Raw genomic sequence first — 22,817 nt, 5'->3', positions numbered from 1 at the left:
GCGTGAATTAAGAGGGTGCGGGGTTCGGAAGGAGCCACATGGCGGGGCGGAACGGGCGCACGGTACGCGACCTCAGGCGGGCCAACCGCACGGCCGTACTGCAACGGCTGTACTTCGACGGACCCCTCAGCCGCTTCGAACTGGGCCCGGCGACCGGGCTCAGCTCCGGCTCGGTGAGCAATGTCGTCGCGGACCTCGTCGCCGACGGCCTGGTCGAGGAGGCCGGCAGCGTCGACTCCGACGGCGGCCGCCCCCGCACCCTGCTCCAAGTCGCCCCGCACAGCGGCCACATGATCGGCGTCGACGTCGGGGAGACCCGGGTCCGCGTCGAGGTGTTCGACCTCACCCTCACCGAACTGGCCCGCGCGGAACGCCCGTTGGAGCAGCAGAGCTACGAGGTCGAGGTCATCGTCGGCCACATCCGCGACGGCATAGCCGAGGTCCTCGCCGCCGCCGACATCGCACCGGAACAGCTCCTCGGCGTAGGCATCGGCGTGCCCGGCATAGTCGAGCACACCCCGGACCACGGCGCCGTCGTGCACGGCCAGACGATCGGCTGGGACGCGGTCCCCCTCGAAGAGCTGCTCCGTTCCACCTCCCAACTCCCCGACGCCGTCCCGTACTTCATCGACAACGGCGCCAAGACCCTCGGCCAGGCCGAGATGTGGTTCGGCGGTGGGCGTGGCGCGCGCAACGCGATCGTCGTCCTCTTCGGCTCCGGCGTCGGCGCCTGCCTGGTCACCCCGGAAGTGGAGAACGGGCGGGCCGTCGAATGGGGGCATCTGACCGTACGGGTCCGCGGCCGCCGTTGCCGCTGCGGAGCCCTCGGCTGCCTGGAGGCGTACGCGGGCGCCGAGTCGCTGCTGGACCGCTGGCGCGAGCAGGGCGGACGCCCGCCGGAGGGCACCGACGAGGAGACCGCGATGACCGCGCTGCTGGTCGCCGCCTACCCGCCCGAGGGCACCGAGGCCGACCCCGTCGCGCTCGCCGTCCTGGAGGAGACCGCCGAATACCTCGGTGCCGGCCTGTCCGACCTGATCAACCTCTTCCAGCCCGAGCGCATCCTCATCGGCGGCTGGGCCGGACTCCAGCTCGGCTCCCGCTTCCTGCCCGCCGTACGCCACCACGCCACCGCCTACGCGCTGCGCCACCCCGCCGGACGCGTGACCATCGAGCTGGGCCGGCTCGGCCCCGACGCGGTCACCGTCGGCGCCGCGATCCTCCCCCTCGCCGACTTCTTCGCCCGCGGCGGCCGCCGCGCCGAACCCGAAACCGAGGGCCCGCCGCCCGCCTGGCGCACGGCACTGGAGGAACGCGCCCCGCACTGAGGGGGCGGGCGGTTGGGGGATGATCACTCCATGAGCGAGATCATCCTGATGTCCGACGCCCGGGTCGCCGCCATCCCCGTCGAGGAGTGCGGGGAGCCCCTCGTCGACGTGAGCGGTGCGCTGCTGGTCGACGGCCGCAAGAAGGACAGCGGCGCCGAACTCCACCTGCGCCAGGGCGTGTTGGACCGGCTCCTGGAAGCGGAAGCCCTGCTGCCCGACGGCCTGCGCCTACTGTTCGTCGAGGGATACCGGCCGCCGGCCCTCCAGCGCCGCTACTTCGAGGGCTACGGCGACGAGTTGCGCGCCGCCAACCCGGACTGGTCCGCCGATCGCGTCCGGTCCGCCGCCAGCCGGTATGTCTCCCCGCCCGAGATCGCCCCGCACTCCGCGGGCGCGGCCGTCGACCTGACCCTCGCCGACGCCGACGGTCGCGAACTCGACATGGGTACGCCGATGAACGCCAACCCCGAGGAGAGCGAGGGGGCTTGCTACACCGGCGCCGACAACATCACCGCCGAGGCCAGGGCCAACCGCGCCGTGCTGGGCAAGGCGCTCGGTGCGGCCGGCCTGGTCAACTACCCGACGGAGTGGTGGCATTGGTCGTACGGAGACCGCTACTGGGCGCTGATGAGCGGCGCGCCCGCTGCCCTCTACGGGCCGAAGGACCTCGACCCTTCGTGAAGCCGTGCCCGGAACTATCCGGTGAACGCGTCCACACCGGTTAGATCGGCGGACAGCTTCCACAGACGGGCGGCCTGCTCGGGGTCGGTCGCCCAGGACTTGACGTGGGTGCGGTCTTCGTCGCCGTCGGTGGCGGGCTCGGCGATGTCGCAGTCCACCAGGTAGACACCGCCCATGCCGTCCAGTTGGGGCGAGGTCGCCGCCCACACCTCGGTGGCCGCGCCCTGTTCCGGGGTCTTGAACCCCTCGGGGTTGAGCGCGTTGCCCTGCTCGTCCACCCAGCCGCGCTCGACCATCTCCGCCCGGGGGAGGTGGCGTTGCAGCGGCGTCAGGATGCCGCCCGGGTGGAGCGCGAAGGCGCGGACGCCCCGGTCGGCGGCGAGTTTGTCGAGGTGGACGGCGAACAGGACGTTCGCGGTCTTCGCCTGGCCGTACGCCTCCCACTTGTCGTAGCCCCGGCTCCACTGGACGTCGTCCCAGCGCATCCCGGAGTTGTGGTGGGCGCTCGACGACACCGACACCACACGGGCGCCGCCCGACTCGATCGCGGGCCAGAGCCGGTTGACGAGGGCGAAGTGGCCGAGGTGGTTGGTGGCGAACTGCGCCTCCCAGCCGGGCCCGACCCGGGTCTCCGGGCAGGCCATGATCCCGGCGTTGTCGATCATGTAGGCGACGGTGCGGCCGGAGGCGAGGAACCGCTCGGCGAAGCCGCGCACGCTCTCCAGGTCGCCGAGGTCCAGCTCGTCCACCTCGACACCGGGCAGTCCGGCCACGGCCTCCCGGGCGGCGTCGGGGCGGCGGGCCGGGACGATCACCTGGGCGCCCGCCTTGGTGAGCGCGCGGGTGGCCTCCAGCCCGAGGCCGGAGTATCCACCGGTGACGATCGCGAGCTTTCCCCCGAGGTCGAGGCCCTCCAGGACGTCGTCGGCGGTGCTCTTCGCGTCGAATCCCGAACCGATCTTGTGCTGTGCAGTGGTCATGGGAGGAACGCTACGAATTGAAGCGCGCTCGAAGTCAAGCGAAGGAGAGCGGGCGCGCGAACCCGGACATGGGGAAGCCCCGACCGCGACGGGGGAATCACGGCCGGGGCGGCCAGGTGGTGGGCACGGACGGCGGTCGCCTCGCGGCGAAAGGCTCCACAGGGCTTCAGCCGAACGATCTTCCCTGTGGGCGGAGGTTGAGGCCCGGGGACACTGTTCCCTCCGCACCCACAGTCTGTTCAACGGGGAACTACCGGTGAGTGTTCCTGTGTACGCCGCAGCGACCGGTGATGTGCATCACGCGCCATTGGTCCAGTCCAGTAGCGCGTCCGCCGGCCAGGTCGTCACCACCCGTTCGGCGGGCACCCCGCACTCCTCCGCCCGCGCGCAGCCGTTGAGCTGCCAGTCGAGCTGTCCGGGCGCGTGCGCGTCGGTGTCGATGGAGAACAGCACCCCGGCGTCGACGGCCTTCCGCAGCAGCCGCCTCGGCGGGTCCAGCCGTTCCGGACGGCTGTTGATCTCCACGGCCGTATCCGACTCGGCACACGCGTCGAACACCTCGTCCGCGTCGAACACCGACTCCGGCCGCGCGGCACCCCCGTCCCGCCCGATCAGCAGCCGCCCGGTGCAGTGCCCGAGGACGTCCGCGTGCGGATTCCGTACGGCGGCCACCATGCGGCGGGTCATGGCGCGGGCGTCCATGCGCAGCTTCGAGTGCACGGAGACCACCACCACGTCGAGCCGCTCCAGCAGCTCCGGTTCCTGGTCCAGCGAGCCGTCGTCGAGGATGTCGCACTCGATGCCGGTGAGCAGCCGGAAGGGCGCCCAGGTCTCGTTCAGCGCCGCCACCACGTCCAACTGCTCGCGCAGCCGCTCCGGGGAGAGCCCGCGGGCCACGGTCAGCCGGGGGGAGTGGTCGGTCAGCACCGCCCACTCGTGGCCGAGCAGGGCCGCCGTACGGCCCATCTCCTCGATCGGGCTGCCGCCGTCCGACCAGTCGGAGTGGAGGTGGCAGTCGCCGCGCAGCAGGGCGCGCAGGGTTTCGCCGCCGGGGCCGGACGGGGCGGGGGCCTCCGCCTCCAGTTGCTCCAGATAGGCGGGAACCCGCCCGTCCAGGGCCTCACGGGCCACCTGGGCGGTCTTCGGGCCGATGCCCTTGAGGGACTCCAGCGTCCCGGCCGCGGAGCGTTCGGCGATCTCGCCCTCGGGGAGCGCCGCCAGCACCCTGGCCGCCGTACGGAAGGCGCGTACGCGGTACGTCGGGGCCAGGGAGCGTTCCAGCAGGAAGGCGATCCGGTCCAGTGCCTGCACGGGATCCATCGAGCCTCCTCCCGCGAGCGGTCCCCGGCCGGGCGCCGTGGACCACTCGCGTCCGCGTGATGCGTTCTAGGCTCTATTGCATGACCGAAATCGCCAGCCCGCACATCTCCCACCCGCGGATCATGGTGCTCAAGGTGCAGCCGGGCACCCCGCCGTTCCGCATCGTGGAGATCGACGGCCAGATGGTCTGCGAGGCCAGAACTCTCACGGACGTCCTGGAGGTCGCGGCCGTGTGCGGCATCACGGTGAGTGACCTGGACGACCCGGACGTGGTCCGCTGGGTCGGCGGGGACAAGCTCACCTGGATGCCGCACTAGGCACTGAACACCGAGGTTCTACGAGGTCAGCCGACCGTCCACTTCTGGTTGGCGCCGCCCGAGCAGGTCCAGATCTGGAGCGGGGTGCCGTTGGCCGAGGTGTTGCCGGTGACGTCCAGGCACTTGTTCGCCTGTGGGTTGACGATGTCGTTCGCCGAGCTGACGACCCACTGCTGCGCGGCGCTGCCGTTGCAGTCGTAGAGCTGGACCTTGCTGCCGTCCGCGGTGCCGCCACTGGCGACGTCCAGGCACTTGCCGAGCGCGCGGATCGTGCCGTCGGAGCCCACGGTCCACTGCTGGGCGGCCGAGCCGTTGCAGTCGTAGAGCTGGATGGCGGTCCCGTTGGCCGAGCTCGCCCCGTTGACGTCGACGCACTTGCCGGCCAGGCCCTTGATCGCCGCCCCGGTGGCCGTGTCGCTGGTGGTCACCGAGACCGAGTCCACCACCAGCTGGGCGGGGAAGGCCGTGGAGCTGTTGGGGTCGCCGGGCCAGTAGCCGCCGACCGCGAGGTTGAGGATCAGGAAGAACGGCTTGTTGAAGGCCCAGGTGTTGCCGCCCACGTCGGCGGGTGTGCGCGTCTGGTAGACGACACCGTCGACCGACCACTTGACGGAGTTGGGCGCCCAGTCGACCGCGAAGGTGTGGAAGGCGTCCGCGAAGGCCTGGCCGTTCGCCAGCGTGTAGCCGGCGCCGATGCCCGCCGAGCCGGAGTAGCCGGGGCCGTGGATGGTGCCGTGGATCGTGGAGGGCTCGAAGCCGACGTTCTCCATGACGTCGATCTCACCCGAGTTGGGCCAGCCGACCGAGCCGATGTCGGTGCCGAGCATCCAGAACGCGGGCCACATGCCCTGCCCGCGCGGGATCTTCATCCGGGCCTCGACGTGCCCGTACTGCGCGCTGAACTTCCCGGAGGTGTTCATCCGGGCCGAGGTGTACTGACAAGTGCCGTACCAGCACTGGTAGTTGGCCGGGTTCTCCTTCTTGGCCGTGATCACCAGGTGGCCCTGGCCGTCCAGCGCCGCGTTGTTGGTGCCCGACGTGTAGTACTCGCGCTCGTGGTTGTTGACGTTGTCGCCGGTCTCCAGCGTCCACTTCGAGGAGTTGACGGCACTGCCGGCGGCTCCGTCGAAGGTGTCGGAGAACGTGACGGCGTCGGCCTGGGCGGCCGACGAGGAAGCCGCCCGCGCCGGACCGATCGCGGCGGACGCGACCAGTGCGGCGGACAGGGCGGCGAAGAGACATCTGCGGAACATGCGTGGGGAGGCCACGTCATTCCCTTCTTTTCGGCGGTCGTGGGGACCGGCACGCCGACTGAGGTGGGGGGTGAAAGCGTCGCCTCTTGATTTAAGGGATGAGATAAGGGGAGCGTCAATACCTTGGTACGGACCAGTAGTTGAATGTTACGGACCGGTAGTCGAAGGTCATGAAGTGGCCTTCGGCGCTTTGGACGCCTTCGATGCCTTTGTTGTCCTTGCCGCCTTCGCGGGCTTCGCCGGCTTCTCGGCCTTGGGGGTCTTCGGCGCGGGCTTCCGCGCGTGCACGGCCTTGCCCAGCCGCCGTCCCATCAGGACCCAACCGATCAGCGCGCCCGAGGTGTTGAGGATGACGTCGTCGATGTCGAAGGCCCGCCCGGTGATCAACGCCCCCTGCGCGAACTCCACCAGCAGCATCACGGTCGCCGTCAGCAGCAGCACCCGCAGGATGCCGCGCGCCCGGGGCGCGAACACCGGCACCAGCACGCCGAACGGGATGCCGAGCAGCACGTTCCCGCCGATCTGCCTGATGGCGTCCCGCATGGCCGGCTGGTCGAGATAGGCCTTCAGGGAGCGGCCCGGGTGCAGATTGGTGTGCACGAGCGCCTTGGACGCGGGGGACGGCTCCAGGGTGAGCTTGGCCAGGACGACGGCGAACGCCACCATGAACGCGAAGGCGAGCAGCATCGAGAACACGCGCAGGACGAGGGGGAGTTGATGCCGCTCGGCGCGGGCCGGCTTCGGTTCGGGATCCGTCTTCGTGGTGCGCAGGCGTGCGGTGGTACGGGCCATGCGGTGGTCCTCCAGTTGTCAACGTTCCTGCGGCGTCAGGCGGATACCCGGGAGCCGGCCGGCGATGCCCTCGCCGGCCGGCGTCCGGTCAGGCGCTGTACGAGATGTTCACGGTCTTGAAGCCGAGCGAGCCGAGGAGACCCTTGAGCATGTTGGTGGTGTTCGTCTCGGCACGCGTGGTCAGGCCGCTGGTCTTCGCCGCCTCGGCGATGTGCTTGGAGGCGAGTTTCTGCACGGCCTGCTCGCTGTTGGGGTTGTCGGAGAAGATGTCGCCCAGGCGGTCCAGCAGGCCCCGCTGCTTGGAGACCGTGTAGGAGTGGTCCGGGTCCAGCGCCGGCTTGCCGAGGGTCGCCTTCGGCAGCTTGATGCTGGCCGACGTGCGGTCGCTGTTGACCGTCACGTCCTGTTTGCCGAGCTTGCCGAGGTCGACGTAGCCCTCCACGGTGCCCGCGCCGACGTACAGCGTGCGGGTGCCGCGGATCGAGTCGGGCAGGAACTTGGCGTCCTTCTCCAGGTCCACGACGACCTGGAAGTTGCCGGAGGCCGCGTCGTAACGGCTCATGTCCTGAATGGACTTGAGCAGCGCCGGACCCGAACGGTCTTGGGTCTCGGTGCCGAAGATGTCCCGCAGTCCCGGGAGCACGGCCAGCCTGAGCCCGGCGAACAGCACGGCGATCACAACGACGACGGCGGTGAGCACCTTCGCCCAGCCCGGCATGCGCCGGGGTATACGGCTGATGGAAGTCGTCATGGGGACGGCCCTCCCTTCCTCGGTATCCGCATGCCCCCCAAATGCCTTGTCAGACCGACCTGTTGGTCGAATGGTGCGGCTGACGGGGGCATGGAGGGCGCACAGGGGTGAAAAGTCATGGTTCCGGCCCGCCAGGAGTCCCGGGCGGCCGCAGACAGCATTTCCCGGCCGCTCCGCCCCATGCGTCCCGTGACCTTTCCGGAGCACGGTCCGGTCCGTGTCGGGACACTCGCCACGGGTGCCCCGGCCGCGCCGTCCGTTTCCCGCCCCCGCGCTGGTGAACACCCCTCAGTGCGGCCGCAGTTCACGGTCCCCCGACGGCCGTGACCACCACATCCCCTCCCCGTGGGTGAGCGCGGGCAGGGCCAGTTCAACGTCCCGCACCCGGCGGGCGGGCAGCTCCCCGGTGATCAGCCAGGTGCCGACGCCACCCGTCGTCCCCGCGAACTCGGCGCGGCTGGAGGCGAGATGCGCGGTCACCGGCGCGAGCGCGTCCAGGGGGACCTCCGTCTCGAACATGACGTACGGCTCGTACAGCCGCGTCCGCGCCAGCCGCAGCGCGCGGCGCAGCACGATCGGGGTGAGGCCGCGGAAGTCGGCCGCCGTGCTGATCGGGGCGGCGTACCCGGAGCGGGTCAGGGTGACCCGGTAGTCCGTCACCGGTGCGCCGTGCAGCCCGCTGAGCAGGGTCGCGTGGACCGTGGCCTCGATGGCCTCGATGGCCTGGTGGAACGCCCGTGGGAGCGCGCCGAGTTCGGTCTCGTACGCGAAGACCCCGCCGGAGCCGCGCTCCGCCGCTTCGACGCGCAGCCCGATCGTCGCCCAGTAGTGGGTGTGGTCGTGCCACGGGAACTCGTCGCAGGCCTCGCCGGTCCCGGCCGGGCGTTCCAGGAACCGCACCCGGCTCGGCTCGAAGTCGGCCTCGACGCCGAAGTCCTGGACGAGAGTCGCCGCGACGACCTCCTTCTGGACCTCCCCGTACAGGAGCAGCACGGTCGCCCCGGACGCGGCCGGCCGCGCGTGCAGCAACGGGTCCTGGTCGGCCAGCGCCAGCAGCGCCGAACGCAGCGCCGCCGCCTGCTCGGGCCGCCGCGCCCGTACGACCGTCTCCAGCGTCGGCGGCGCGAACTGCGGTGCCCGCTCGGTGAGTTCGCCGAGCCGGTCACCGACCCGGATGTCCTTCGGGCCGGTCAGCGCCCCGATGTTCCCGGCGGTGAGCGGCCCGGAGCGGCCGACCACATCGAGACGCGTGACCCGTCCGGAGACCTCGACGGTCCGCCCGTCCGCCCCGTGGCGGCGGAACGTGAGCGGCTTGTGCGGGGTCACCTCACCGTCGTAGAGCCGCAGATACGCCGTCCGTTCGCGGCCAGGGCCGGGGCGTACCGCGAAGACTCCGACCGGATCAAGGACATGTTCATCGTCGGCGGCTTCAACGCGTACCCGGCGGAGATAGAGCAGCTCCTCGGCGTCCATCCCGACGTGGCGGACGTGGCGGTGATCGGCGTACCGGACGCACGGCTCGGCGAGGTCGGCAAGGCGTACGTCGTACGGCGGCCGGACGTGACACTGACCGGCGACGACCTGATCGCCTGGGCGCGACGGGAGATGGCGAACTACAAGGTGCCGCGGGTGGTGGAGTTCGTGGGGGAGCTGCCTCGGAACGCCAGCGGGAAGGTGGTCAAGGGGGAGCTGCGGGGGAGATGAGGGACCTCCAGGGGTCTCCCGTCAACGCGGTGGGGCTCGGGGGGCCGGACCGGTTCCGGACACACGTCGGCCGCGACGGCTCCCCCTGAGCCGTCGCGGCCGGTCCCCCGTGCGGTGCGGTCGGTCAGACCGGCTCGCCCGTGGCGTGGACGTTGTCGGTCGAGGCGTCGGTGTCCTCGTCGAGCACCGCGGTGATCGGCTCACCCGTCGCGTGGACGTTCTTCACCGTGACGGGCTCGATCGTGGCGTGCACGTTGTCCGCGGTCACGGCGGTCGGCTCGTCCGTGGCGTGGACGTTGTCGGTGCTGTTGTCGTCGCTCATCTCACTGGCTCCCCTGTTACGTGCGGTGATTGGGCGGGATCCGCCCGGCAACTCCCCCGAGAACTGCCGGACGGATCCTCAGGGCCGGTTCACCATAGATGCCCGGCCATCTGCCGTTCCGTCTGCCCCCCGACGCGACGGCCCGACACAGCTGAGAGTGTCGGACCGCGATAAACGAACGATGAACGCCCGTGTGGCGGGGGCGGATCCGAGGGTCTCAGGCGGCGGCCGACGGCGTCAGCAGGCCCCTGACCTCGTCCGCCTCCGGCGCACCCAGCGTCTCGAAGAGGTCGAGGGCCTCGCGCCAGCACACCTGGGCGCGGCCGGGCTGCCCGATGCCGTTCAGCCCGCGGCCCAGCACGGTGAGGACGTTGCCCCGCCGCCACTCGCCGCCGATCCCGCGCAGCAGCGTCAGGGCCGCCTCGGCGTTGACCGCGGCCTGGGCGGGCCGCCGTGCCGCCAGGTCGAGTTCGGCGAGCCGGAACAGGGTCATGCCCTCCCACAGGCGCTGCCGGCTGTCCCGGAACACCTGGAGCGCCTGGTTGAGGCACTCCGTCGCCTCGGACAGCTGGCCGCTCTGCGTGAGCGCGAGACCCAGCGCGTACCGGCCGTTGGCGCCCCGCAGGTCGTGCCCCATGTCGTCGTACATCGCCGTGCCCTGCTGGGCCAGCGCCACCGCGCTCGCCGTGCGCGAGGTGGCCAGGTGGATGCGCGAGAGGTTGCACAGGGCGCTCGCCTCGCCGGGGCGGTCCCCGAGGGCGCGGAAGCTCTCGATGGCCCGGGTGAAGTGGGCGGCGCCCTCCTCGTGCCGGTTCTGGTAGAGCGAGACCACGCCGCTGATGTTGGAGGACCAGCAGCCGGTGAGCGGATCGTCGGCCCGCTCGGCCAACTCCGATGCCCGCTCGGCCTCTTGGAGCGCCACGTCGAACCGGGAACCGGAGATGTGGTGCACGAAGGACAGCAGCGTCAGCGCCCGTGCCTCCGTACGCGGGTCCCCGGCCTCCCGCGCTGTGGTCCGCAGCAGTGCGGCGACGGCCTCGTACTCCTTGGAGTTGGTACCCGACTCCGCGAGGTCGCACGCCGCCCACAGCACGTCCACGGCCCGCCTGAGCGTCCCCGTCCGCGCGGCCTGCCGGACACAGGCCAGCAGGCAGACCGCCTCGGCGTACAGCCAGTCCTGCGCCGTGTGCCGGTCCGGGAAGACGAGTCCTGGCTGGTCGGTGTGCTCCAGGTGGTCCACCAGCCGGTCGCCGGGCCGTTCGATCAGGTAGACGCCCGAGACGGTGGCCAGGTAGAAGTCCAGCAACCGCGAGAGCGAGGCGGCCGGTTCACTCGGCGGCCACTCGTCGCGCTCCGCACACGCACGCGCGTAGAGCCGCACCAGATCGTGGTACCGGTAGCGGCCCGGAGCCGCCGATTCGACAAGTGACGTGTCTACGAGGGATTCCAGCAGGTCCTCGGTCTCCTCCACCGGGAGGTTCAGCATCGCCGCCGCCGCCGCGAGGGAGATGTCCGGCCCGTCGGCGAGGCCCAGCAGGCGGAACGCGCGCGCCTGCGCCGGCTCCAACTGGCCGTAGCCCAGCTCGAACGTGGCCTTCACGGCGAGGTCGCCGGCCTGGAGTTCGTCCAACCGCCGCCGCTCGTCGGCGAGTTTGGCGGCGAGGACGGAGACCGTCCACGTACGGCGGGCCGCCAGCCGGGATGCCGCGATGCGGATCGCCAGCGGCAGGAAGCCGCACGCGGCGACCACGTCGAGGGCGGACTCCCGCTCGGCGGCGACCCGTTCGGCGCCCACGATCTTCGTGAAGAGCTGGAGGGCCTCCTCGGGGGACATCACATCGAGGTCGATGAGATGCGCTCCGGCCAGGTCCACCATCCGTACCCGGGAGGTGACCAGGGCCGCGCAGCCCTCCATGCCGGGGAGGAGGGGGCGTACCTGGGCCGCGTCCCGCGCGTTGTCCAGCAGCACCAGCACCCGGCGGCCGTCCAGCACCGACCGGTACAGCGCGGAGCGTTCCTCCAGGGAGTCCGGTATCGCGGAGTCCGCGGTGCCCAACGCCCGCAGGAACGCGCCCAGTACGGTCTCCGGTTCGGCGGCCTGGGAGCCCGCGCCCTGGAGGTCGACGTACAACTGGCCGTCGGGGAAGGCGGACCGGGCCTGGTGGGCCACGTGGACGGCGAGGGTCGTCTTGCCGACGCCGCCGATGCCCGCCAGCGCCGACACCGCCATCACGCGGCCCTCGGCCGAGGCCAGGACATCGATCAGTTCCGATACGAAGGACACGCGGCCGGTGAAGTCCGGGACCGTCGCCGGGAGTTGGTGGGGGCGGACCGGTGCCGTCACGGTCTCCGCCGCCGGTGCGGAGGGCTCCGCGAGGCCCGGGTCGGCCTGGAGGATGCGGTTCTGGAGTTCGCGCAGACCGGGGCGCGGGTCCACGCCCAGCTCGTCGGCGAGCAGGCGCCGGGTGTCCGCGTACACGGCCAGGGCCTCCGCCTGGCGGCCGGAGCGGTACAGCGCGAGCATCAGCAGCTCGCGGAGGCGTTCGCGGAGCGGGTGGGCCGCGGTGAGGGCGGTGAGTTCGCTGACCGCCTCCGCGTGGCAGCCCTGCTCCAGGTCCATGTCGAGGCGGGATTCGAGGAGTTGGAGCCGCCACTCCTCCAGGCGGACGCGCTGCGCCTCCGCGTACGGGCCCGGCAGCCCGGCCAGCGGCTCGCCGTCCCACAGGGACAGCGCCCGGCCCAGCAGGTCCCGCGCATGGCACAGGTCACCCGCCGACTTCGCCTTCTCCGCCTCGTTCGCCAGGTCGTGGACCTCGGCCACGTCCAACGCGCCCTCGGGCAGCCCCCGTACGGCATACCCGCCCGACTCGCTGACCAGGACCCCGGCGTCGAGCGCCTTCCGCAGCCGGGACGCGTACGTCCGCACCGCGGCCAGCGCCTGCGACGGAGGGTCGTCACCCCACAGGGCGTCGATCAGCTCCCCGGCGGTCGCCGTACGGCCCTCGCGCAGCAACAGCGCGGCCAGCAGGGCGCGTTGCTGGGGAGAGCCCGTGGGCAGCGAAACAGGGCCCCGCCAGGCACGTACCGGACCGAGCACGCTGAAGCGCAGCGCGGTCGACTCCTCCGAGCCGGAATCGGGGCGCCGCTGCTCCGGTACCCGCGGTCCACCGTCCATCGCCGTTCCCCCTAGGCAAGCCTGTTAGCTACGACAGTTTGCCTTGTTCACGGCGGATGCGTCAGCTCTCGGTGGCGCCGCTCACAGGTGGCCGCGCGGGATATCACAAGCCCCTCACATCGCCTACGCACAGATCCGCACACAACCGAGCACCCCGAACCCGGATCCAGCTAGCTGACGGGTCGTCAGATCGGCGCTACCGTGAGCGCCATGGACACCCAGGACACCGCCCCGACACCCCTTCCGCCGATCATCTCCGTCGACGACCACACCGTGGAGCCCGCCGACGTCTGGCAGCACCGGCTGCCCAAGAAGTACCTGGACACCGGCCCTCGCATAGTCCGCGCGCCCCTGAAGGAAATGACGTTCCTCGGCGGCCGGTTCAAGCCCGTGATGGGCGAACCCGGCGACGACGGACCCATCGGCGACTGGTGGGTCTACGAGGATCTGCACCGCCCCCTCACCCGCCTCGACACCGCCGTCGGCTACAGCAGGGACGAGATCAAGCTCGAAGTCATCACTTACGAGCAGATGCGTCCCGGCTCCTACGACGTACCGGCCCGCCTCGCCGACATGGACGTCAACCACGTCCAGTCCGCGCTCTGTTTCCCCACCTTCCCCCGCTTCTGCGGCCAGACGTTCACCGAGGCCGCCGACCGCGAACTCGGGCTGCTCTGCGTCCGCGCCTACAACGACTGGATGGTGGAGGAGTGGTGCGGCCCGGACGCGAGCGGCCGTCTGATACCACTCCCTCTCATCCCTTTGTGGGACCCGGAGTTGGCCGCCGCCGAGGTCCGCCGCAACGCGGCACGCGGCACCCGCGCCGTCGCCTTCTCCGAGATACCCCCGCACCTCGGCCTGCCCTCCATCCACACCGACGACTGGGACCCCTTCCTCCAGGCCTGCGCCGAGACGCAGACGGTCATCGCCATGCACATCGGCTCCAGCAGCCGGATGCCCTCCACCTCGGCGGACGCGCCGCCCGCCGTCGGATCGACGATCACCTTCGCCAACTGCTGCTATTCCATGGTGGACTGGCTGATGAGCGGCAAGTTCGAACGCTTCCCCGACCTCAAGGTCATGTACGCCGAGGGCCAGATCGGCTGGATCCCCTACATCCTGGAGCGCGCCGACGTCGTCTGGGAGGAGAACCGCGCCTGGGGCGGCGTCGCCGACAAGGTCCACCGCCCGCCGTCCGAACTCTTCACCGAGCACGTCTACGGCTGCTTCTTCGACGACGCGTTCGGCCTGAAGAACCTCGACTCGATCGGCGTCGGGAACGTCCTCTACGAGACCGACTACCCCCACTCCGACTCCACCTGGCCCAAGTCCCGCGAGGTCGGCGAGGCGCAGATGGGCCACCTGGCACCGGACGTGGTCGAGCGGATCGTACGAGGCAACGCGATCGAACTGCTGGGCCTGACGCCCGAAGGCCTGTGGGAGGGCCCCAAGTGAGCGGCCCCGCCTACGGGTTGCAGCTGCCCGTCCAGTCCCAGAGCACCATCTACGCCGAGCCCTGGGAGGCCGACGCCGGCCCCGCCGACCTCGTCGAGATCGCCAGGGCCGCCGACCGGGCGGGCTTCGACTACATCGCGGGCTGCGACCACGTCGGCGTCCCGCGCCGCCTCGCCACCGCCATGAGCACCATCTGGTACGACCCCGTGGCCACCCTCTCCTACCTCGCGGGCGTCACCGAACGCGTCCGCCTGCTGAGCCATGTCGCCGTAGTCGGCCTACGGCACCCGCTGCTCACCGCCAAGCAGTACGCCACCCTCGACCACCTCAGCGGAGGCCGGCTGATCCTCGGCGTCGGCGCCGGGCACGTACAGGAGGAGTTCGAGGCGCTGGGGGTCGACTTCGACCGCCGCGGGGCCGTCCTCGACGAGTCGATCGACGCGCTGCGTGCGACCCTCGGACCGGACGAATTCCCGGAGCACCACGGCAAGTTGTACGACTTCGAGGGCCTCGGGCAGCGGCCCCGCCCCGCGCAGGAACACGTCCCCCTCTGGGTCGGCGGGTCGTCCCCCGCCGCCGTACGCCGGGCCGCGCTCAAGGCGGACGGCTGGCTGCCGCAGGGCGACCCCCGGGACCGGCTGCCCGCGCAGATCGAGCGGATCCGGCGGCTGCGCGAAGAGGCCGCCGTCCAGGGGCCGTTCGTCTTCGGCGCCATCACCGAGCCGCTGTACGTCGGCGAACCGGACTGGGAGGTCGGACGCCGCACGCTCACCGGGGCGCCCGAGGTCCTCGCCGAGTCCCTCCGCGCCTACGGGGCGATGGGCGTGGACCAGATCCAGGTGCGGTTCCGCTGCCGCGACCGCATCGAACTCACCGATCAGATAAGCGAGTTCGGGACCGAGGTGGGGCCCCTGCTCTGAACACCCCTCTGATCACAACCTGTTTGAACACGGTCACGCCGCGCCGCGTATGTACGGACGTACGGACGTCATGGCTCCGGCGGAAGGACCCCCGAAGTGCGATCCTCCGAGCGACTCGTAGTAGCCGTGGCCTCCGCCGGGGTCACCTGGCCGCACGAGGACTGGCCGCCCCCGGACGATCCGTACGTGGACCGTGTGGTCCATGTCCCCCCGCCCCACCACGGGCTGGCGGAGACCACGGCGGACGTCGTCGTGCTGCACTGCGAGGACCCGGCCGTGTCCTTCCCGGGGCTGCTGGAGGTGCTGCGCACCCGGAGTGTCCCGGCGGTCGTGGTCAGTCCGCGCCGGGACACCGAAGCGGTGGTCGAGGTGTTCCGGGCCGGGGCGGGCTATCTCGTCGAGGGCGACCACTGCCCCCAGATGATGTCCTCGGCGATGGTGGCGGCCACCGTCGGGCACACCTACCTCTCCCCGTCGGCATGCGACGCCCTGCGGGAAGGGGCCCGGCGGATGGCCGCGACCGACGACGCGATGCAGCGGCTGCGCGGCCTGCTCTCGCCGCGCGAGCAGCAGATCATGGAGCTGCTGTCGACCGGCCTGGGCGCACGGCAGATCGGGCAGCGATTACGGCTGAGCGAGAAGACCGTCCGCAACAACCTCAGCAACATCTACGCCAAGCTGGACGCCCGGAGCGGTACGGACGCGGTTCTGCGCTGGCTGGGAACCACGCCCGTACTTCGCACCTGAGAACCGGGGCAACCGGGAGAACCGGGGATCAGGGTGCCGGGATCTCCGTCAGCGGTATTTCCACATCGGTGACACCGGCACCGCCTTCCCCGAATCCGGCCTCCTCGGACTGGAGGGCCTTCGTGGAGTTCGGGACGGAGTCGGCCGCGGTGGTCTCGCATTTCACGTTCCGCAGCCAAAGGCGCCCGTCGGGCGTTCCGTTGTTCAGGATCTGCGGATAGAAGACGTGCACGCTCGCCGCGCCCTCGCTCGGCGCGAAGAACACCGTCTGGCCGTCCTGTGCCTCCTTGTACGTGGCCTTCAGGAATCCGCTCACATCGGTGCGCTTGGCGGACCACATGTAGAAGGCGGTGCTGTCCGCCTGCACGGTGTCCGTCCGGCTGAACGCCAGCGTGGTCGTCTTGTCGTCACGCGTGATGTTGATGGTCGACGTGCTGAATTCCAGGCCGATTTCGAAGAGCGAGTTACCGAGTTTCGTACCGGCCTCGGTGACGGTTCCCTCCTCCACCTGAAGGGTTCTCGTCACCGATGTGCTCACGTTGAAGGTCTTCGTCGCGGTGCTCGTGGAACCGCAGTTGTCGGACACCGGGGAGACGCGTTCATTGGGCCCGAGGCTGTTCGCCTTGAACTGCACGTCCACGAACTCGCAGTCGGCCAGCCTGTCGGAGTCCGCGGCGCAGTCGGCGCTCACTTCGGAGGGGGTGGCGGCGTTCGCCTGGTTCATCAGCGGGACGATCACCGCGAGCGCCGCCACGGGGGCCAGGGCGAGGGTGATGCGCTTCTTCTTGCTCCGGTGGCTTCTGGTGCGGCCGGTCCGGGTCATGGGTATCTCCTGCGAGGTGTAGGGGAGTTGAGCTGCGGGTTCCTGAAGGCGGTGGGGCTCAGCAGTCCTCCAGGACCGCCTTCGAGGTGCCGTCCACGACACCGGGAGCACCCGCCGCACCCGGCAGGATGACGGGTCCCTCGACGACGTCCGGGGCCACGAAGTTCTGCTCCGGGCTGGCCGGCAGGACGGTGGTCTGTTCCCGGGCGTCGATACGCACCCGCCACTCACCGGTCATGCGCTGCAACTTCGGCGTGAACTCCATGTGGAGCACCTTGCCGACCGGCACGTCCCGCGCCTCCGTGTCCCCGGCAGTCGCCGACTTCACGGTCATGTCGAGGGTGCCCTTGTGCTTGGTCCAGGACCCGCTCAGGAATCCGAAGAGGCCTCCCGCGGCGCCCTGTTGGGTGGAGACGTACTTTCCCTGCCCCTGGGCCGCGGTCGACGACCAGGTGATGGAGACCTTGGCCGGATCGGTCGCGTTCGGCTCGCAGTTCGGGAAGTCGATGGACGCCTTTTCGGTGGGACCGTCGAAGGTCTCGAAATTCGTCTCGACGAAATCGCAGTTGTCGGCCTGGAAACCGTCCGCGAAGGCGCCGCCGAAATCCTCCACGGTCCGCTGATCGCCATTCACCACGGCGGACCGCTCGCACATGGTCATGATCTGGTCCGGCGTCTTCGCGTCGGCCGCGTTCGCCGACGGCAGCATGGCGACGACGACCCCGCCGGTGGCGAGTGCCGCGCCGATCGCCACGTACCTGACTTTCCTGTTGCGCAATCTCCGCTTTGCCATGACAGGCATTGTTGGAGCCAAGCGGAGGTATGGCCAGGGTCAAATATCCCTACTCCGCGGTCACTTGAAGTGTGCTTGTGCAAGCCCCCCTCTCGCGCAAGGAGCCCTTCCTCTCCATCTGACGCTTCGTCAGATACGGCGCTACGATGCCCTGCATCCACCGATCCCGAGGAGGCCCGCATGGGCAAGCTGGACGGGCGTGTCGTTCTGGTCACCGGAGCGGCGCGTGGGCAGGGGGAGCAGGAGGCGCGGCTGTTCGCGGCCGAGGGTGCGAGCGTCGTCGTAGCCGATGTGCTGGACGAGCAAGGGGAGGCGCTGGCCAAGGAGTTGGGCGTGTCCGCGTCCTACGTCCATCTCGACGTCGGTGAGGAGGCGGACTGGCGTGCCGCCGTGGGAGCCGCCAAGGAGGCGTACGGGCGGCTCGACGGGCTGGTCAACAACGCGGGGATCCTGCGGTTCAACTCCCTTGTGGATACGCCCCTCGAAGAGTTCATGCAGGTCGTGCGGGTGAACCAGGTCGGCTGCTTCCTCGGGATCAAGACCGTGGCGGCGGCGATGGAGGACGGCGGCACGATCGTCAACACGGCCTCGTACACGGCGGTGACGGGGATGGCGGCCGTCGGCACGTACGCGGCCACCAAGCACGCCATCCTCGGGCTCACCCGCGTCGCCGCGCTGGAGCTGGCCGACCGGAGGATCCGGGTCAACGCGATGTGCCCGGGCGCGATCGACACCGCGATGTCCAACCCGGCCCAGCTGGACCCGGACGCGGACGCCGAGGAGATGTCCAGGGCCCTCGACGAGCTGTACCGCAAGCTCGTGCCGCTCGGCCGGATCGGGCAGCCGGCGGAGGTCGCCCGCCTGGCGCTCTTCCTGAGCTGCGACGACTCGTCCTACATCACCGGGCAGCCGTTCGTGATCGACGGGGGCTGGCTGGCCGGGGTCAGCGTCTTCTGACGTCGTTCCACGGCATCTGACAGGGCGTCATCTATTGACGAATCTGACGCAGCGTCAGAAAGTCGTAGCACTCGTAGGAACCATCTGGACTTGGGACGGTGAACCTCCTTGGAATTCGGGCTCTTTGTACAGGGATACGTGGGCAAGCGTGCCGAGACCGACCCGCTGGCCGAGCACAAGGCGCTGATGGAGGAGACCGAGTACGTCATCCAGGCGGACAAGTCCGGCTTCAAGTACGCCTGGGCGTCCGAGCACCACTTCCTGGAGGAGTACTCGCACCTCTCGGCCAACGACGTCTACCTCGGCTACCTCGCCCACGCGACGGACCGCATCCACCTCGGATCGGCGATCTTCAACCCCCTCGCGCAGGTCAACCACCCGGTGAAGGTCGCCGAGAAGGTCGCCATGCTCGACCATCTCACCGGCAACCGCTTCGAGTTCGGCAGTGGGCGGGGCGCCGGCTCGCACGAGATCCTCGGGTTCATACCGGGCGTGACCGACATGAACTACACCAAGGAGATCTGGGAAGAGACCATCGCCGAGTTCCCCAAGATGTGGCTCCAGGACGAGTACGTCGGCTTCCAGGGCAAGCACTGGCAGCTGCCGCCGCGGAAGGTGCTGCCCAAGCCGTACGGCAAGGCGCACCCCGCGATGTGGTACGCCGCCGGGTCGCCTCCGTCGTACGCCATGGCCGCGCGGAAGGGGCTGGGCGTCCTCGGGTTCAGCATCCAGAAGGTCTCCGACATGGAGTGGGTGCTGGAGCAGTACAAGACGGCGATCGTGAACGCCGAGCCGGTGGGTGCCTTCGTCAACGACAACGTGATGGTGACGACCACGGCCGTCTGCGCGCCGACGCATGACGAGGCGATCCGGATCGCGACGAACGGCGGGCTGCACTATCTGCCCTCGCTGGTGTTCCGGTACCACGACACGTTCCCGCGGCCCGAGGGGTTCCCCGTGTGGCCGGAGACGCTGCCGGAGTACACGCCCGAGTTCGTCGAACTCCTCATCGAGGAAGAGCTGTTGATCTGTGGGGATCCGGACGAGGTGCTCACCCAGTGCAAGCGGTGGGAGCAGGCCGGGGCGGATCAGTTGACCTTCGGGTTGCCGGTGGGGGTGCCGAAGGAGGAGACGTTGCAGACGATTCGGTTGATCGGGGAGCACGTGGTTCCGAAGATCGACACGGACCCTGTTCACCGGACTACGCGGTTCCGGGAGACAGCCTGAGGTTGTACGGCGGCTGCGGGTGTGTGGGGGCTGGTCGCGCCCGCGCGGCGGTAGCCGCAAATCGACACAGCCCCGCGCCCCTAAAAGCAAGGGGCATCGCACATAACGGAGTTGAGGAGGCTGGACCCGTGCTCGATCACGTCATCAAAGGTGTCACCGTCGTTGATGGGACGGGGGCGGCTGCTTTCGTCGCCGACGTCGGTATCCGGGACGGGCGGATCGCCGTCATCGGGACAGTGCTTGAGGAGTCCCGGACGTCGGAGGACGCCGCCGGCCTCGTCCTCGCGCCCGGGTTCGTCGACCCTCACACCCACTACGACGCTCAGCTCTTCTGGGACCCGTATGCGATGCCCTCGCTCAATCATGGGGTGACGACCGTGGCCGCCGGGAACTGTGGGTTCACCCTCGCGCCTCTGAAACCGGAGGACGCCGACTACACGCGGCGGATGATGTCCAAGGTCGAGGGGATGTCGCTGGTCGCGCTGGAGGAGGGGGCGCCCTGGAGCTGGCGTGGCTTCGGGGAGTATCTGGACGCTCTCGAAGGGCGGATCGCCGTCAACGCCGGGTTCATGGTGGGGCATTGTGCCCTGCGGCGGTATGTGATGGGGGCGGATGCCGTGGGTGGGCAGCCGAGTGAGGAGCAACTCGCCGAGATCGTACGGCTGTTGCACGAGGCGATGGACGCGGGGGCGTGGGGGTTCTCCACCACCCAGTCGTCCACCCACTCCGACGGTGACGGGAAGCCCGTCGCCTCCCGGCATGCGCTGCCCGCCGAACTCATCGCGCTGTCCAGGGCCGTTGGGGAGCACGAGGGGACACAGATCGAGGCGATCGTCGCCGGGTGTCTGGATCAGTTCAGTGACGCGGAGATCGATCTGTTCGTCGAGATGAGCGCGGTGGCGGGGCGGCCGCTGAACTGGAACGTGCTGACCATCGACGCCGCCGTTCCTGAGCGCGTGCCCCGGCAGCTGTTCGCGAGTGAGCGGGCTCGGAAGGCGGGTGGGCGGGTGGTCGCGCTGACCATGCCGATCCTCACGCCGATGAACATGTCCCTCGGCACCTTCTGCGCGCTGAACCTGATACCCGGGTGGGGGCCGATCCTCAGCCTCCCCGTGCCCGAGCGGATCGCCAGGCTGCGCGAACCCGACGTACGGGCCGAGATGCTGCGGAACGCCAACAGTAAGGAGGCCGGGGTCTTCCGGCGGCTCGCGAACTTCGGGCGGTATGTGATCGGGGACACTTACAGCGACGCCAACGAGGGGCTGACCGGGCGGGTCGTGAAGGACATCGCGGCCGAGCGTGGGCAGGAGCCCTTCGAGTGTCTGGTCGAGATCTGTGCGGCTGACCAACTCCGTACGGTTCTTTGGCCCATGCCCTCCGACAACGATCCCGCCTCCTGGGCGTTGCGTGCCGAGACCTGGCAGCACGAGGACGTGTTGCTCGGGGGGTCCGATGCCGGGGCGCATCTGGACCGGATGTGCGGGGCGCCGTACACGACCCGGTTCATCGGGGACTGTCTGCGGGGGCGGAAGCTGGTGGGGCTGGAGCAGGCGGTGAAGATGCTGACCGATGATCCGGCCCGGTTGTTCGGGCTGCGGGAGCGCGGGCGGTTGAGGGAGGGGTGGCATGCGGATCTGGTGCTCTTCGACCCGGAACGGATCGACGCCGGCAAGGCCACCCTGGTGCACGACCTGCCGGGCGACAGTCCGCGTCTCGACTCCAAGGCGATCGGGATACGGGCCGTGTGGGTCAACGGAGTCGAGGCCATCCGGGACGACGTGGTGAGCGGGTCCGTGCCGGGGCGGGTGCTGCGGTCGGGGCGGGACACCAGGACGGTGAGCACGAAGTGAGTTCCGAAGTCGGGTCCGCGGGCGGCTCCGCCGTCGGTTCTCAAGTGGCCGATGGGCAGCGGTTGTTCGTCGGCGGGGAGTGGGTCGAGCCGGACGGTGGGTATTACGCCGTGGTCGATCCGGCCACCGAGGAGACCGTGGGATGGGCGCCCGAAGCCTCGCGGGAGCAGGTGTTCGCCGCTGCCGCCGCGGCCCGGGAGGCGTTCGGGGCGTGGTCGCGTACGCCGGCCGGGGAGCGCGCGGCGATTCTCGGGCGGGCGGCGGACATCATCCGTGGCGGGCTCGTGTCGTACGCCGAACTCGCCCAGGCGGAGACCGGCGCCACGACCGGGACCGCGCGGGGCATGCAAGTGGGCGTCGCCGCCGCCCGGTTCCGGCGGTACGCGACCGTCGAGCCCGCCGAGTGGGCGATTCCGCCGCAGGTCAACGAGGCGGGACCGTTCGGGCGGGCGGCCGTCATGGGCGCGCTCGCCGTACGGCAGCCGGTCGGTGTCGTCACCTGCATCACGTCGTACAACAACCCCTGGGCCAACCCCGCCGGGAAGATCGCCCCCGCCCTCGCCATGGGCAACACGGTCGTCGTGAAACCGGCGCCGCAGGACCCGTTGTCCGTCTACCGGATGGCGGAGGCCCTGGAGGCGGCCGGGGTGCCGCGCGGGGTCGTGAATGTCGTCAACGGGCAGTCCGTGGAGGTGGGTGAGGCGGCGGTCGAGTCCGATGACGTCGACATGGTCAGCTTCACCGGTTCCACGGCCGTCGGGCAGCGGATCGCCGAGGTGTGCGGGCGGGGGATGAAGCGGCAGTTGATGGAGCTGGGCGGGAAGGGCGCGGCTGTCGTCTTCGACGACGCGGATCTTGCCTCCGCGGTGTCCGGGATCGGGACGACGTTCTCCTTCTACAGCGGGCAGATCTGTACGGCGCCCACGCGGGTGCTGGCGCAGCGCGGTGTGTACGAGCGGCTGGTCGAGCAACTGGCCGGATACGCGCGGGCGTTGAAGGTCGGCGACCCGCGCTCGCCGGACACGGTCGTCGGGCCGGTGATCTCGGCGGCACACCGGGAGCGCGTCGAGTCGTACGTCGAACTGGGCCGGAAGGAAGGGGCGGTGGTGGTCGCGGGTGGTGAACGGCCGTCCGGCGGGCCGGGGTTCCTCGTCGCGCCCACCGTCCTCGCCGACTGCGGTGCCGAGATGCGGGTCGTCCGCGAGGAGATCTTCGGGCCGGTCGTCGTGGTCGTCCCCTTCGACGGCGAGGAGGAAGGGGTCGCCCTCGCCAACGACAGCGACTACGGCCTCATCGACTACGTGTGGTCCGGGGACGTGGCCCCGGGAGCGTCGAGGCGCGGACCGTCGACGATCCGGTCCCTGGACCGGGCCAACTTCTCGTCCGCTCGCTGGCGTGCGGGAGCTGCGCGTCGGATTTTCA

The 22,817-nt window shown here is 70.2% G+C and carries 19 protein-coding genes and 2 pseudogenes; 11 read left to right on the top strand and 10 right to left on the bottom strand.

All coding sequences use genetic code 11. The features are described 5' to 3' along the window. Positions 1-38: 38 nt before the first annotated feature. Both ACNFOC_RS14915 and ACNFOC_RS14910 read left to right on the top strand, forming a co-directional pair. A complete protein-coding gene (locus ACNFOC_RS14915; RefSeq protein WP_416959591.1) occupies positions 39-1,328 on the top strand; it encodes an ROK family transcriptional regulator in 1,290 nt (429 codons plus the stop codon). Between the two features lie 30 nt (positions 1,329-1,358). Then, entirely contained in the window at positions 1,359-2,009 is a 651-nt protein-coding gene (locus ACNFOC_RS14910) for a M15 family metallopeptidase (protein WP_416959590.1), read from the top strand. A gap of 14 nt (positions 2,010-2,023) precedes the next feature. On the opposite strand, the gene ACNFOC_RS14905 is transcribed toward ACNFOC_RS14910, so the two are convergent. Continuing rightward, positions 2,024-2,989, bottom strand: coding sequence for an SDR family NAD(P)-dependent oxidoreductase (locus ACNFOC_RS14905; protein ID WP_416959589.1), 966 nt, complete (start codon positions 2,987-2,989; stop codon positions 2,024-2,026). Positions 2,990-3,286: 297 nt separating this feature from the next. Further along, complete coding sequence (locus tag ACNFOC_RS14900; protein ID WP_416959588.1) at positions 3,287-4,309, bottom strand: PHP domain-containing protein; 1,023 nt, start codon at positions 4,307-4,309, stop codon at positions 3,287-3,289. Positions 4,310-4,389: 80 nt separating this feature from the next. Here ACNFOC_RS14900 and ACNFOC_RS14895 point away from each other — a divergent pair, with 80 nt between their 5' ends. Further along, complete coding sequence (locus ACNFOC_RS14895; RefSeq protein ID WP_406119211.1) at positions 4,390-4,626, top strand: hypothetical protein; 237 nt, start codon at positions 4,390-4,392, stop codon at positions 4,624-4,626. 26 nt (positions 4,627-4,652) lie between these two features. Here ACNFOC_RS14895 and ACNFOC_RS14890 read toward each other — a convergent pair whose 3' ends face one another. The 4 genes and pseudogenes from ACNFOC_RS14890 to ACNFOC_RS14875 all read right to left on the bottom strand — a co-directional run. Continuing rightward, positions 4,653-5,894 carry a ricin-type beta-trefoil lectin domain protein gene (locus tag ACNFOC_RS14890; RefSeq protein WP_416959587.1) on the bottom strand — a complete coding sequence of 414 codons (1,242 nt, stop codon included), beginning with the start codon at positions 5,892-5,894 and terminating at the stop codon, positions 4,653-4,655. Between the two features lie 153 nt (positions 5,895-6,047). Beyond that, positions 6,048-6,671, bottom strand: coding sequence for a VanZ family protein (locus ACNFOC_RS14885; RefSeq protein ID WP_416959586.1), 624 nt, complete (start codon positions 6,669-6,671; stop codon positions 6,048-6,050). An 88-nt stretch (positions 6,672-6,759) separates the two neighbouring features. Beyond that, complete coding sequence (locus tag ACNFOC_RS14880; protein ID WP_416959585.1) at positions 6,760-7,422, bottom strand: DUF4230 domain-containing protein; 663 nt, start codon at positions 7,420-7,422, stop codon at positions 6,760-6,762. Between the two features lie 288 nt (positions 7,423-7,710). Then, a pseudogene (locus tag ACNFOC_RS14875) lies at positions 7,711-8,814 on the bottom strand (GTP-binding protein); the annotation flags it as partial. Here ACNFOC_RS14875 and ACNFOC_RS14870 point away from each other — a divergent pair. Next, positions 8,815-9,126 (top strand): annotated as a pseudogene (locus ACNFOC_RS14870) (AMP-binding enzyme); the annotation flags it as partial. A 124-nt stretch (positions 9,127-9,250) separates the two neighbouring features. Here the strand turns inward: ACNFOC_RS14870 and ACNFOC_RS14865 are convergent. Together ACNFOC_RS14865 and afsR are read right to left on the bottom strand one after the other, a co-directional pair. Beyond that, entirely contained in the window at positions 9,251-9,448 is a 198-nt protein-coding gene (locus tag ACNFOC_RS14865; protein ID WP_416959584.1) for a hypothetical protein, read from the bottom strand. A 217-nt stretch (positions 9,449-9,665) separates the two neighbouring features. Continuing rightward, the gene (gene afsR, locus ACNFOC_RS14860) at positions 9,666-12,623 is read right to left on the bottom strand and encodes an SARP-family global regulator AfsR (protein WP_416959583.1); all 2,958 of its coding nucleotides are present in this window, start codon (positions 12,621-12,623) and stop codon (positions 9,666-9,668) included. 210 nt (positions 12,624-12,833) lie between these two features. Between afsR and ACNFOC_RS14855 the strand changes: the two genes are divergently transcribed. The 3 genes from ACNFOC_RS14855 (at position 12,834) to ACNFOC_RS14845 (ending at position 15,745) form a co-directional block, all read left to right on the top strand. Then, positions 12,834-14,078, top strand: coding sequence for an amidohydrolase family protein (locus tag ACNFOC_RS14855; protein WP_416959582.1), 1,245 nt, complete (start codon positions 12,834-12,836; stop codon positions 14,076-14,078). Continuing rightward, complete coding sequence (locus ACNFOC_RS14850; protein ID WP_416959581.1) at positions 14,075-14,998, top strand: LLM class F420-dependent oxidoreductase; 924 nt, start codon at positions 14,075-14,077, stop codon at positions 14,996-14,998. The genes ACNFOC_RS14855 and ACNFOC_RS14850 overlap by 4 nt, the downstream gene beginning before the upstream one ends. Positions 14,999-15,094: 96 nt before the next feature. Then, entirely contained in the window at positions 15,095-15,745 is a 651-nt protein-coding gene (locus tag ACNFOC_RS14845) for a LuxR C-terminal-related transcriptional regulator (RefSeq protein WP_416959580.1), read from the top strand. Positions 15,746-15,773: 28 nt separating this feature from the next. Here the strand turns inward: ACNFOC_RS14845 and ACNFOC_RS14840 are convergent, their stop codons facing one another. Continuing rightward, a complete protein-coding gene (locus tag ACNFOC_RS14840) occupies positions 15,774-16,568 on the bottom strand; it encodes a hypothetical protein (protein ID WP_416959579.1) in 795 nt (264 codons plus the stop codon). A 58-nt stretch (positions 16,569-16,626) separates the two neighbouring features. Next, positions 16,627-17,361, bottom strand: a complete 735-nt coding sequence (locus tag ACNFOC_RS14835) for a hypothetical protein (protein ID WP_416959578.1) — start codon at positions 17,359-17,361, stop codon at positions 16,627-16,629. A 180-nt stretch (positions 17,362-17,541) separates the two neighbouring features. On the opposite strand from ACNFOC_RS14835, the gene ACNFOC_RS14830 reads away from it, so the two are divergent. The 4 genes from ACNFOC_RS14830 to ACNFOC_RS14815 all read left to right on the top strand — a co-directional run. Then, positions 17,542-18,318, top strand: coding sequence for an SDR family NAD(P)-dependent oxidoreductase (locus ACNFOC_RS14830; RefSeq protein WP_416959577.1), 777 nt, complete (start codon positions 17,542-17,544; stop codon positions 18,316-18,318). A gap of 108 nt (positions 18,319-18,426) precedes the next feature. Beyond that, positions 18,427-19,545, top strand: a complete 1,119-nt coding sequence (locus ACNFOC_RS14825; RefSeq protein WP_416959576.1) for an LLM class flavin-dependent oxidoreductase — start codon at positions 18,427-18,429, stop codon at positions 19,543-19,545. A 128-nt stretch (positions 19,546-19,673) separates the two neighbouring features. Next, the gene (locus ACNFOC_RS14820; protein WP_416959575.1) at positions 19,674-21,395 is read left to right on the top strand and encodes an N-acyl-D-amino-acid deacylase family protein; all 1,722 of its coding nucleotides are present in this window, start codon (positions 19,674-19,676) and stop codon (positions 21,393-21,395) included. Between the two features lie 62 nt (positions 21,396-21,457). Beyond that, on the top strand, positions 21,458-22,817 hold a 1,360-nt coding region (locus ACNFOC_RS14815), incomplete at its 3' end, for an aldehyde dehydrogenase family protein (protein WP_416959604.1).

The organism is Streptomyces colwelliae (assembly GCF_048158785.1).
Taxonomy (GTDB): Bacteria; Actinomycetota; Actinomycetes; order Streptomycetales; family Streptomycetaceae; genus Streptomyces.
Note: the sequence above shows the minus strand (reverse complement) of the source record. Positions and strands in the feature narration are given on the sequence as shown.